Genomic DNA, 12192 nt, shown 5'->3' on the forward strand with positions numbered 1-12192 from the left:
GACGTCACGTCCATCAATATGACAGCTTTGTTATCGGTTCTTAACCCCCATATTTCCGCATCAAGGTGGTCCCCATGTCCAGACCCCGGACCCTGGTCGCGCTCGCCGTCGTCGCGGCCGGTCTCGCGACCGCGCTGACCGCGCCCGCCAGCGCCCCGGCCAGCGCCGCCCCCGCCATCACCTGGGCCGACGAGTTCAACGGAGCCGCCGGCACCCCGCCCGACCCCGCCAAATGGCGCCGCGACATCGGCGGCAGCGGCTGGGGCAACAACGAGCTGCAGTACTACACCAACAGCACCAGCAACGCCGCCCACGACGGCAACGGCAACCTGGTGATCACGGCCCGCCGCGAGAACCCCGCCGGCTACAGCTGCTGGTACGGCTCCTGCCAGTACACGTCCGCCCGGCTGCTCACCTCCGGCACCTTCACCCAGACGTACGGCCGGTTCGAGGCGCGGATCAAGATCCCGCGCGGCAACGGCATCTGGCCGGCCTTCTGGATGCTCGGCAACGACATCGGCTCGGCCGGCTGGCCCAACAGCGGCGAGATCGACATCATGGAGAACATCGGCCGCGAGCCGTCCACCGTGCACGGCACCCTGCACGGGCCCGGCTACTCGGGCGGCAACCCGGTGACCGCCAGCTACACGCTCCCCGGCGGCCGCGCCCTGGCCGACGACTTCCACGTCTACGCCGTCGACTGGGCCCCGGACTCGATCACCTGGTGGATCGACGGCGTCCAGTACTCCCGCAAGACCCCGGCGGACCTGCGCGGCAACCGCTGGGTCTTCGACCACCCGTTCTTCATGATTCTCAACGTCGCGGTCGGCGGTAACTGGCCCGGCTCCCCCGACGGCAGCACCACCTTCCCGCAGCAGATGGTGCTCGACTACGTCCGCGTCTCGTCGTACGACGGCGGCGGTGGCGGTGGCGGCACCACCGGCCGGATCACCGGGTACGGCGGCAAGTGCGTCGACGTGGCCGGCGCGAACACGGCCAACGGCACCGCGGTGCAGCTCTGGGACTGCAACGGCAGCGCCGCGCAGAACTGGAACTGGGCCTCCGATGGCTCGGTGCGGGCGCTCGGCAAGTGCATGGACGTCACCGCCGGCTCGACGGCCAACGGCGCCCAGGTGCAGCTCTACGACTGCAACGGCAGCGGCGCGCAGAAATGGACCTTCTCCGCCGCCGGCGACATCGTCAACCCGCAGTCCAACAAGTGCCTGGATGCCACCGGCGTCAGTTCCGCCAACGGCACCCGCCTGCAGATCTGGGACTGCAACGGCGGCGCCAACCAGAAATGGTCCCGCTGACCCCACCCCCCACCGCTAGGTGATCAAGGGATCGGCAGCGTCCGGAGCGGGATTCCGGGCCGCCGATCCCTTGATCAATGCACGAGGGCGGCGACGAATTCGAGGCTGCGGTGGGCGAAGTGGGCGCGGCCGCCCTCGTGGCCGTCCCACTCGTAGACCTCCATCTCCTTCGGGCCGCCGTACGCGTGGTAGGCGGCGAAGACCGTCGACGGCGGGCAGATCTCGTCCATCAGCGCGGCGCTGAACAGCGCCGGAGCGGTCGCCCGCGGCGTCAGGTGCACCATGTCGACGTAGTCCGTGGTCGTCAGCGCGGCCGCCGCCCGGTCCGGGTGGATCCGGCAGAAGCGCACCAGCTCGGCGTACGGGTCCGCGTCGGTGATGGTGACCGCCCGCCGGATGTGGCACAGGAACGGCACCTGGGAGACGACCGCGCGGATCGGAACCGAGGCCAGCGACGCGGCCGCCAACGCCAGTCCGCCGCCCTGGCTGCACCCGACCACCGCCAGCCGGTCGGCGTCCACGCCCGGCAACTCCCCCGCGATCTCGACGGCCCGCACCGCGTCCGTGACCAGGCGGCGGTAGTAGTAGCCCCGCGGATCCAGCACGCCGCGGGTCAGGTACCCCGGCACGGAGGGGCCCGTGCCGTCCGGGCCGGGATCCGGGGTGTCACCGCCGCGCCACGACGCGCCCTGACCGCGGGTGTCCATGACGAGGTGGGCGTAGCCGGCCGCCGCCCAGAGCAGCCACTCGTGCGGCCGGCCGCGGCCCCCGCCGTACCCGATGAACTCGACGACGACCGGCAGCGGCCCGACGGCGCCGGCCGGCAGGTTGAGCCAGGCCTTGATCTGCTGTCCGGCGTAGCCGGTGAAGCTCACGTCGTACGTCGTGACCTGGGTCAACGGTGTCCGCACCCGGGCCGCCACGGCGGGCGCGGCCGCGGCGCGCGCCTCGGCGAGCGTCTCCGCCCAGAAGCCGTCGAGGTCGGCCGGGGGCGTCACCCGCGGCCGGTGCCGCCACAGCTCGTCGAGGGAGAGATCGAAGAGCGTCATGGCGGGAACGCTATCAGCGGCGGCCCGCGGTTCCTACCAGGTCTTGCCCGTGATCCGCTCGTACACCTCGACGTAGCGCGCCCGGGTCGCCTCGACCACCTCCGGCGGCACCTCCGGCGCCGGCGCCTGCTTGTTCCAGCCCGTGCTCACGGCCCAGTCCCGGACGTACTGCTTGTCGAAGGAGAACTGCACCCGCCCCGGCTCGTACGAGTCGGCGGGCCAGAAGCGCGACGAGTCCGAGGTGAGGACCTCGTCGGCCAGGATCAGCGACCCGTCGGGCGCCCAGCCCAGCTCGATCTTCGTGTCCGCGACGATGATGCCGCGGTCGGCCGCGATCTCCGCGCCGCGCTGGTAGACCCGTACGGTGATGTCGCGCAGCGCCTCGGCCGTCTCCGCGCCGACCACCGCCACCACCTCGTCGAAGGTCATGAACTCGTCGTGCTGTCCCGGCGGCGCCTTCGTCGTCGGGGTGAAGATCGGCGCCGGCAGCTTCGACGCCTCGACCAGCCCGGCGGGCATCGCGAGGCCGCTGACCGCGCCGGTCCGGTTGTACTCCTTGAGCCCCAGCCCGGTCAGGTAGCCGCGGGCGATGCACTCGACCGGCACCATCTCGAGTCGGCGGCAGCGGATCGCCCGGCCGGCGAACTGCGGCGGCACGTCGGTGGCCGAGATGACGTGGTTGGGCAGCACGTCCGCGAGCTGCTCGAACCACCACAGGGAGAGCTGCGTGAGCAGCTTGCCCTTGTCGGGGATCGGCGTCGGCAACACCACGTCGTAGACGGACAGCCGGTCGGAGGCGACGAGGATCAGATCGTCACCGTCCGCGTACACGTCCCTGACCTTGCCCGAATGCAGCAGCTCCACGGCCGCTAGTACATCACGCAGCCCACGGGCCCCTCGCCGTGCCGTCCACGGTGCCCACCCCGCGCGACAACCCGGCCGGTCGGCCGTTGACACCCGCCGCGCCGGCTGGTGTAAATGGTCGCGATCGCTGTTGCCGACCCGGGGGTACGTCAGGAGATGTCCGTGCCGCCTACCGCCGTCTCGCCGACCCGGCGCCGGCTCCTGCTCGCACCGGCGCTCGCCGCCGCGCTCGTGCTCGTCGGCGCGGCCGCGGCCTGCGGCGGGGGCGACGACGCCGGCGCCGGCGACAAGCGCGTCCAGCTGTCGGTGTTCTGGTGGGGCGGCGAGAAGCGCGCCGAGCTGACCGAGCAGGCGCTGAGGCTCTACTCGTCGCGCCACCCCGAGGTGACGTTCAAGGTCACCTGGCAGGGCAACACCGGCTACTACGACAAGCTCGCCACCCAGGCGGCCGGTGGCAACGCGCCGGACCTGTTCCAGATCGACGACAACTACCTGAGCGAGTACACCGACCGCAAGGTCATCCTCGACCTGACGCCGTACGTCGCGGACAACCGGATCGACCTCAGCAAGTTCCCGAGCAGCCTCGCCCAGTACGGCCAGGTCGGCGGCCGGACCATGGCGGTCGCCGGTGCCGCGAACACGCCGGCGATGGTCTACAACAGGACGCTGCTGAAAAACCTCGGCCTGCCCGAGCCGCGGATCGGCATGACGTACGACGAGCTGATCGCCTGGGGCAGCCGGGTCACCGACCGCAGTCGCGGCCGGGTCGCCGGCACGATGGACCCGTCAGCGGACTACAAGGCGCTCTGGTTGTGGCTGCGCTCGCAGGACAAGGACCTCTACCGCGGCCGGCAGATCGGCTTCACGGAGGACGACCTGACGCGGTGGTTCGAGCTGTGGCGGCGGGCGCACGCCGCGGGGGCCACCCCCGACGCCGCGACGCTGCGGGTCGCCAACAACGGCGACGTGAGCCGTCAGCTGGTCGCCACCCGCAAGGCCGCGACGTCGTTCATGTGGTCGAACCAGCTCACCGAACTGCAGAAGTACACCACCGACGAGCTGGGGGTCGTCTCCTACCCCGGCGATCCCCAGGCCCAGTGGGCGCGCGCCTCCATGTACTGGGCGGCCTTCCGCGGCACCCGCCACCCCGACGTCGTCGTCGACGTGATCAATTTCCTGGTGAACGACCCGGAGGCCGGCCGGATCCTCGGCACGGAACGCGGCCTGAGTTCCAACACGGAGATCCGGCAACTGGTCCAGGCCGGCCTGACGGACGAGAGGATGAAGGCGACGGCCGCGTTCGAGACCGCGATGGTCGAACGCTTCGGGCCGGCACCGGTTCCGCCGCCCCGGGGCCACCCCCGGGTGCGCGCCCTGCTGATCACCGCGGCCGAGAACGTGCAGGCCGGCCGCGCCACCCCGAGGCAGGCCGCCGCCGAGTTCATCGCCCAGGCCAACGCCGCGCTCGCCGGCTGACCCGACCCGCCAGAGGCGGTGTCAGCGGCGCGGGGGGCGGCCGCGGCGGCGGACCACCAGCAACACCAGCAGCACCACGATGCCGACCACGAAGAGGCAGCAGAGCGCGGCGAAGAAGCCGCCGACGCCGCGGCGGGGCCGCGGCCGTGCGACCTCCAGCACAAGTTGGCCCGGCCCGGACGAGGCCCAGGCGGCGACCGGCACGACAACCGCCAGCGCGACCCCGCCGAGCAGCCCACCCAACCGCGCCCACCACGTTCCACGAGAACCCATGGCTCCATCCTGCGCGGTGGTCGCAACCGCCGCTCGGCAAACGCACCCGGCTCCGTTTCCACCCCCGCCGCGGGGGTACGCGAGCACCGTTCACGGGTCGGCGCGGTGCACGGAGACGAGGAGGCGGACGGATGTTCGTGAAGGCGTCACATCTCCCGGAGCGGATCTTCTCCGGGGCGTACATCCTGCACTCCGGGCTGACGAAGCGGAACGTCAGCGAGGAGCAGGCCGCCGGGATCCACGGGATGGCCGTCACGGCGTACCCGTTCCTCGGGGACATCCCCCCGAAGCAGTTCGTCCGGCTGGTCTCCACGGCCGAACTGGTCGTCGGCGCGGCGCTGCTGACGCCGGTGATCCCCAGCAAGCTGGCCGGGCTGAAGCTCACCGCGTTCGCGGCCTCGTTGCTCGGGCTCTACGCGCGGTTGCCCGGGATGCGCCAGCCCGGCACCATCTGGCCGACCGAGCAGGGCATCGGGCTCGCCAAGGACTCCTGGCTGCTCGGGATCGGCCTGAGCCTGCTGATGAACGGCATGATGAAGCGGCAGCCCAAGAACTGGAAGAAGTCCGGCAAGTAGCGCGTCACGGGCCGGGACGGTTCGCGTAGTGGCGGGCTGCCCGGGCAGCGCGCGTCCGTGAAACGGCACGGACACGAAAACGGCCCCTCAGATTATCTCTGAGGGGCCGTTTTTCCCTGAGTAGCGGGGACAGGATTTGAACCTGCGACCTCTGGGTTATGAGCCCAGCGAGCTACCGAGCTGCTCCACCCCGCGTCGGCTCGTTAACACTAGCGCACCGGGGGGCCCGCCCGCAAAACGACCCCGACCCGCGCGCGAAAACCCCCTCTGACCTGGGCCGCCGCCTCCCGCTCGCGTGGACCCTCCCCCTTCGGGCCCGGGTCCCACCCGCCCTCGGCACCGGCGTCGCTGCCGAAATCGGGCCCAAAAACGGATCAAGGACCTGTTCACCGGTTGGAGATCCAACCGCGGGAACAGGTCCTTGATCACGGTGCGGGCCCGGACGCGCCGGGCGGCCGCGTCAGCCGCTCGGGGAGGGGTTGGGCGCGGACGGGCTCGCCGACGGGTTCGGGGCGGCGCCGGCGCCCCGCTGGGCGGCCTGGAAGGCGCTCATCGCGTCGTCCAGCGCCTTCAGCGCCCGGCCGTACCGCTCGAAGTCACCCGAGGTCTGCGCGGCCTTCACCTCGGCGATCGCCGTCTGCACGCGCTCGGCCGCGTCGGCCAGCTCGCCCGTGAGCGCCGGCGGGTTGTTCTGCGGCGGCGTCTCCGGCTGCTGCTGCGGCGGTTGCGCCCCGCCGGCCCGCTTGCCCTGCTCCACGAGCTGCTTGATCCCCTCCTGCAGGGTGTCGGCCAGCACGAGATAGGAGCCGCCGTCGCCGTAGGAAAGCAGCACCTTCTGCAGTACGGGGTACGCGTTCTGCTGGTTGCTCTTCACGTACACCGGCTCGACGTAGAGCATGCCGTCGCCGAACGGCAGCGAGAGCAGGTTGCCGTACTGCACCTGGGCCTGGTTGGAGGAGAGCAGGTTGAGCTGCTGGCGGATAGCCGCGTTGGTGTTGGTCATCCGCTGGTGCACCTGCACCGGGCCGGAGACGGCGGTCTGATCCGGCAGCTCCAGCACCTCCAGCCGCGGCTTGCCGTCCACGTACGCGCCGGAGATCAGCGCCGCCAGGTTCTGCCGGCCGGCCGGCGTCACCGCGGAGGTCAGCTGGAACGTCGGCGACTCCTGGCCGGGGAACTGGGTCAGCAGGTAGTACGGCGGCTGCTTCACCCCGCTGTCCGGCGTGTCCGGCACGCTCGGGACGGCCCAGAAGTCCTGCCCCGAGAAGAACTCGGTCGGGTTGCTGACGTGGAATCGCGCCAACAGGTTGCGCTGCACCTTGAACAGGTCGGCCGGGTAGCGGAAGTGCTCGGCGAGCTCCGCCGGGATCTGCGACTTCGGCGTCAGCAGCTTGCCGCCGAACGCCTTGTTCCACGCCTTCAGCACCGGGTCGGTCTCGTCGAACTCGTAGAGCGTGACGGTGCCGTCGTACGCGTCGACGGTGGCCTTGACCGAGTTGCGGATGTAGTTGACGTTCTCGCGGGCGAGCTGGAACGTGCCCCGCCCGGTGAGCTCGTCGGCCGTCTCGGCCTGCAGGTTGACCCGGTCGGCGTACGGGTAGGTGGCGGCCGTGGTGTAGCCGTCGATGACCCAGAGGATCCGGCCGTTCACCACGGTCGGGTACGGGTCGCCGTCCAGCGTGAGGAACGGCGCCACCTTCTCCACCCGGTCGCGCGGGTTACGCACGTACATGAGCTTCGAGTTCTCGTTCACCGCCGCCGAGAGCAGGAAGTTGCTCTCCTGCTCCTTGACCGCGTAGAGCAGCTTGCGGGCGAACGAGCCGATCGGCACCCCGCCCTGGCCGGTGTAGGTGTAGTTGCCCTCGCCCTCGCCGCTGGTCGGCCGGTCGAACTCGACGGGGTTGCCCTTGCCCGGCGCGCCGACGATCGCGTAGTCGCCGCTGCCCATCTGCTCGCCGTAGTAGATGCGCGGCTGCGTGACCGGGATCTGCTCCATCTTGGACGAGCAGTTCTCCTGCGCCTGGTCGCCGAGGAAGCCGGAGACGAAGTACGGCTGCCCGCCGCAGACCACCTGGTTGCCCGGCGCCGCGACCAACCCGTACCCGTGCGTGTAGACGGTGTGGCGGTTGATCCAGTTGCGCTGCTGCTCCGTCAGCTCCGCATAGTTGATCTCGCGTAGTCCGACGACGTAGTCCTGCTGCTTGCCGTTGACCGTGTAGCGGTCGACGTCGAGCTTGGAGCCGAAGCTGTAGAAGCTGCGGACCTGCTGCTGCAGGGTGAACGTCTCGGAGACCAGCTGCGGGTCGAGCAGCCGGACGTTCGGCACCACGGCGGTGTCGGTGGCGAGGCTCCCCGGCGGCGTCAGTGTGTTCGCCCCGTACGGGCGCACCTGCGCGTCGCTGAGCCCGAACGCGTCGCGGGTCGCCTTGATGCTGCGCTCGATGTACGGCGCTTCCTTGTCGCGGGCGCTCGGCTTGACCTCGAAGGTCTGCACCGCCCACGGGTAGATGCCGCCGATCGCCACCGCGGAGATGCCGAGCAGCGCGAGGGAGACACCGGGCCAGACCAGGTTCCGCATGAAGGCGTTGGAGAAGATGATGATCGCGATCGCCACGACGATCGAGATGTACGCGAGAATCTCCTTCGCCGGCAGCAGCGCGTTGATGTCGGCGTACCCGGCGCCGTAGAGCTTGGCGCCGTCGTTGTACTGCAGCAGCATCCCCCGCCGGTCCAGCACGTACGCCACGGCCTTGAGCATCACGAAGACCGCGACCAGCGTGGTCAGGTGGGCGCGCGCCGCGTTGGTCATCCGGTCGCCGACGCCCTGCAGCCGGACGCCGCCGAAGACGTAGTGCATGGCGAGCGCCCCGAGCACCGACAGCACGACGGCGGTGAAGCCCACGCCGAGCAGGTAGCGCCAGAACGGATATTCGAAGACGTAGAAGCCGACGTTGGTGCCGAACTCCGGATCGGTGGCGTCGAACGACTGCGCGTTGCGGAACAGCAGCCACTGGCCCCACCGGCCCTGCGCCGACAGACCGGCGAAGAGGCCGACCACGCCCGCGAGGACGGCGATCCAGGTGCCGATCCGCGGGGTGAGCACCATGCGGTAGCGCTCCAGCGTGACCTGCTCCGGCGAGTGCGGCCGCAGCAGCGGCCGGAGCCGGTAGGCGAGCCAGAGGTTCCCACCGACCACGACGCCCATCGCCAGCCCGACCGCGAGGAAGAGCAGCGCCCGGGTCGTCAGGACGTTGGTGAAGACCTCGGTGTAGTCGACCTCGTCGAACCACAGCCAGTCCGTCCACGCCTGCACGCCCCACCCGAGCAGGGTGAAGAGCAGGAAGACTCCTATGAGCACGCCGATCGTGGCGCGGCCACGTCGACTCATTCTCGGCAGGGGACTGCTACGCATGACCACCGTTGGCTCCGCACGCTTGAGTGTGATCTGCTCGGATCAGGCACCCAGAGTACGGGGTGTGTCTACGCGTTCCCTGTCAAGGTGAGTTCGCCGTGTTCAGCCGGCCGCGCAGCGCGTCGGCTGGCCGCCGTCGCGCAGGGTCGACAGCGCGGTGAGCGCGTCGTCGAGGGTGCCCACCTTGAGCAGCGGCAACCCGGGCACCGCGTTCCGCACCGCCTCGGCGCAGTTCTCCGCCGGCACCAGGAACACCGACGCGCCCGCCTTCTTCGCGCCGACCAGCTTCTGCGGGATGCCACCGATCGCGCCGACGTTGCCGGCCTCGTCGATCGTCCCGGTACCCGCGATGACCTTGCCGCCCGTCAGGTCCTCCGGCTTCACCTTGTCGATGATCCCGAGCGCGAACATCAGCCCGGCGCTCGGACCACCGATGTCGCCCAGCTCGATCTTCAGGTCGAACGGGTGCGGTTGCTTCGCCTCCACCTCGACGCCGATCCGGGGCGGCTGCCCGTTCTCCGCCTTCGTGGTGATCTTCGCGGTCCCGGTGCGGCCGCCGCGGACGAAGCCGATCGTCAGCGCGGTCCCCGCCGGCTTCGACCGGACCAGGTCGGTGAGGTTCTGCGGCGCGCCGACCGGCTGCCCGTCCACCGACGTGACCACGTCGTCGGGGCGCAGCACCCCCTCCGACGGACCGCCCGGCGCCACCTTCCGGACCACGACCTGGACCGGGTAGCCGAGCGCCCGCAGCGCGGCCGTCTCCGCGCTGGTCTGCGACGCCGCGAAGTCCTCCGCGTTGCGCTGCTCGACCTGCTTCTCCGTCTGGTCCGGCGGATAGATCAGCTCGCGCGGCACCACGGCCTCGTCGTCGCTGAACCAGCCGATGATCACGTCGCGGAGCCGCACGTCGGGTTGCACCCCGACGGTGGTGAGCCGGAGCTGACCCGCCGAGGTGGAGGTGGACGTGCCGGAGATCTGGATGACCTCCTTGCCGTTCTCCTTGCCGAGCGTGTCGACCGTCGGCCCGGGGCCGAGCACCACGTACGGCACGGGCGCGGCGAACACGCCGTAGGCCAACAGCGTGGTGATCATCGCGCCGAGGAGGACAGTGACACCGCGACGTCTCATGCGGCAGAGCGTACCGATCGCCTCCTCGACCCCTGGATTGCCGACCCGGACTTCGCCCTGGGCTGAAAGGCGCGCACGTGCCGATGTGTCCGGCCCGCGTACCGTGGATGTCGTGCCTGATATTCCCTTCGGCTTCGCGCTCCCGGGCGGTCAGCCGCCCGACCCCAACGACCCGCAGCAGCTGCAGCAGTTCATGGCGCAGCTGCAGCAGATGTTCGCGGCGGGCCCGGCCAGCGGCCCGGTCAACTGGGACCTGGCCCGTCAGGTCGCGGCAAGCCAGCTCGGCACGGCCGGCGACCCGGCGGTGACGCCGTACGAGCGCAACGCCGTGGAGGAGGCGCTGCGCCTCGCCGACCTGTGGCTGGAGCCCGCCTCGGCGCTCCCCTCCGGCATCCAGAGCGCCGCCGCGTGGAACCGCAACGAGTGGATCTACAAGACGCTCGACGTCTGGAAGAAGCTCTGCGACCCCGTGGCGGGCCGGATGGTCGGAGCGATGACGGACCTGGTGCCGCCGGAGGCGCGGGCACAGCTCGGCCCGATGCAGTCGATGGTCGCCACGCTCGGCGGCGCGCTCTTCGGCGGGCAGCTCGGCCAGGCGCTCGGGTCGCTCGCCGCCGAGGTCCTGTCGGCCGGCGAGATCGGCCTGCCGCTCGCACCGCCCGGCACGGCCGCGCTCATCCCGGCCAACATCACCGCGTACGGCCGCGGCCTGGAGCTGCCCGAGGACGAGGTACGGCTCTACGTCGCGCTCCGCGAGGCGGCACACCAGCGGCTCTTCCAGCACGTGCCCTGGCTGCGCGGCCACGTGCTGTCGGCGGTGGAGATATACGCCTCCGGCATCACCGTCAACCGGGAGGCGATCGAGGAGGCCATGGGCCGCTTCGATCCGATGAACCCGGAGTCGATGCAGGCGATGGCGCTTGAAGGGATCTTCACGCCGGAGGACACCCCGGCGCAGAAGGCGTCGCTGGCCCGGCTGGAGATCGCGCTGGCGCTGGTCGAGGGCTGGGTCTGCCACGTGGTGGACAGCGCCGCGGGCGAGCGGCTGCCGAACGTGGCGCGGCTGGCCGAGGCGTTCCGGCGGCGCCGGGCGGCCGGCGGCCCGGCCGAGCAGACGTTCGCGGCGCTGGTCGGACTGGAGCTGCGACCGCGGCGGCTGCGGGAGGCGGCGGCCCTCTGGGCGGCGCTGACCGAGCACCGGGGCATCGCCGGGCGCGACGCGCTCTGGGGGCACCCGGATCTACTCCCCTCCGAGGACGACTTCGCCGACCCGGCCGCGTTCGCGCGCGCGCAGCTCGACTTCGACCTCGGCGACATCGACTTCGGCGACGGCCCAGACGCCCCGGAGAAGCCGACCAATCCCACCCCGTGATCCGCACGATCGTGGGCTTGTGGCGGGCTTTCGTCTGTTCTGTCTCGCCACAAGCCCACGATCGTTGTGATCTCGGGCGTTCGGGTCAGCCGCCGAGCAGGGCTCGGGTGGTGTCCCAGCCCTCGACGCGTGGGTCCAGCGTCGCCAGGTCGGCGGGTCCGCGCAGCCGCCGCCACCCCGGCGTCACCGCGACGTCGCCCGGGCGCGGCGCGGCCGCCCGGATCAGCGCGGCATCCGCGTCCAGGTCCAGGTCGGGCAGCCACTCGGCGGCGGGCAGGCGCGCGGCCACGCCGAGCAGCCCGCGGGCGGCGTCCGGCTCGGCCGGAGCCACCGCCACGGGGCGGCTGGTCAGCGGCCGGAGCAGCTTGCCGAGGATCAGCCCCGGCACGTCCGGCGCGTCGGCGGCGACGACGGCGGCCTGGTCGTACCCGTCCGCGGCCGCCGCGGCGAAGGCGGCGCCCACGGTGGGGACGACACGGCCGGCGGCGCCGGCCGTGGGGGGCGGCAGTTCGTAGACCGGCATTCCCGGCCACGCCACGGCGTCGGCGAGCGACCGGTCGGCGGCGGTCGCCGCGATCGCCGGCGCCACGTGGTTCAACGTGGCGACCAGGTCCACCACGTCTTCGGCGAGCGCGGCCTGCCAGGTCGCCGGATCGGTGCCGGGCGGCGCCCACGCGACCGGACCGAGCAGCACCACCACGACACGTCGAGCCACCCGCAAACCCTAACG

10 protein-coding genes and 1 tRNA gene are annotated in these 12192 nt (G+C 71.4%); 4 read left to right on the forward strand and 7 right to left on the reverse strand.

What is annotated here, in order from left to right:
- Nucleotides 1-74: 74 nt before the first annotated feature.
- Nucleotides 75-1313, forward strand: a complete 1239-nt coding sequence (locus BLW47_RS01220; protein WP_091550303.1) for a glycoside hydrolase family 16 protein — start codon at nt 75-77, stop codon at nt 1311-1313.
- Between the two features lie 74 nt (nt 1314-1387).
- Here the strand turns inward: BLW47_RS01220 and BLW47_RS01225 are convergent, their stop codons facing one another.
- Entirely contained in the window at nt 1388-2362 is a 975-nt protein-coding gene (locus tag BLW47_RS01225; protein WP_091550305.1) for an acetylxylan esterase, read from the reverse strand.
- A 33-nt stretch (nt 2363-2395) separates the two neighbouring features.
- A complete protein-coding gene (locus BLW47_RS01230; protein WP_091550308.1) occupies nt 2396-3226 on the reverse strand; it encodes a phosphoribosylaminoimidazolesuccinocarboxamide synthase in 831 nt (276 codons plus the stop codon).
- A gap of 156 nt (nt 3227-3382) precedes the next feature.
- Between BLW47_RS01230 and BLW47_RS01235 the strand changes: the two genes are divergently transcribed.
- Nucleotides 3383-4702: an ABC transporter substrate-binding protein gene (locus BLW47_RS01235; RefSeq protein ID WP_091550311.1), complete on the forward strand. Its 1320-nt coding sequence runs from the start codon at nt 3383-3385 to the stop codon at nt 4700-4702.
- Nucleotides 4703-4723: 21 nt separating this feature from the next.
- Here the strand turns inward: BLW47_RS01235 and BLW47_RS01240 are convergent, their stop codons facing one another.
- A complete protein-coding gene (locus BLW47_RS01240) occupies nt 4724-4975 on the reverse strand; it encodes a hypothetical protein (protein ID WP_091550314.1) in 252 nt (83 codons plus the stop codon).
- A gap of 131 nt (nt 4976-5106) precedes the next feature.
- Here BLW47_RS01240 and BLW47_RS01245 point away from each other — a divergent pair, with 131 nt between their 5' ends.
- Entirely contained in the window at nt 5107-5550 is a 444-nt protein-coding gene (locus BLW47_RS01245) for a hypothetical protein (protein WP_091550317.1), read from the forward strand.
- A gap of 121 nt (nt 5551-5671) precedes the next feature.
- On the opposite strand, the gene BLW47_RS01250 is transcribed toward BLW47_RS01245, so the two are convergent.
- From BLW47_RS01250 to BLW47_RS01260, 3 genes are all read right to left on the reverse strand, one after another.
- Nucleotides 5672-5745, reverse strand: a tRNA-Met gene (locus BLW47_RS01250).
- 265 nt (nt 5746-6010) lie between these two features.
- The gene (locus BLW47_RS01255) at nt 6011-8962 is read right to left on the reverse strand and encodes a UPF0182 family membrane protein (RefSeq protein WP_175543462.1); all 2952 of its coding nucleotides are present in this window, start codon (nt 8960-8962) and stop codon (nt 6011-6013) included.
- 102 nt (nt 8963-9064) lie between these two features.
- On the reverse strand, nt 9065-10090 hold the full coding sequence (locus BLW47_RS01260) for a YlbL family protein (RefSeq protein ID WP_091550322.1): 1026 nt from the start codon (nt 10088-10090) through the stop codon (nt 9065-9067).
- Nucleotides 10091-10202: 112 nt separating this feature from the next.
- Here BLW47_RS01260 and BLW47_RS01265 point away from each other — a divergent pair, with 112 nt between their 5' ends.
- The gene (locus BLW47_RS01265; protein ID WP_091550325.1) at nt 10203-11462 is read left to right on the forward strand and encodes a zinc-dependent metalloprotease; all 1260 of its coding nucleotides are present in this window, start codon (nt 10203-10205) and stop codon (nt 11460-11462) included.
- Nucleotides 11463-11547: 85 nt separating this feature from the next.
- Here BLW47_RS01265 and BLW47_RS01270 read toward each other — a convergent pair whose 3' ends face one another.
- Nucleotides 11548-12177 (reverse strand): hypothetical protein, encoded by a 630-nt coding sequence (locus tag BLW47_RS01270; protein ID WP_091550328.1) that lies wholly within the window; start codon nt 12175-12177, stop codon nt 11548-11550.
- Between the last annotated feature and the right edge of the window lie 15 nt (nt 12178-12192).

The organism is Micromonospora pattaloongensis (genome assembly GCF_900107255.1).
Taxonomy (GTDB): domain Bacteria; phylum Actinomycetota; class Actinomycetes; order Mycobacteriales; family Micromonosporaceae; genus Micromonospora_I; species Micromonospora_I pattaloongensis.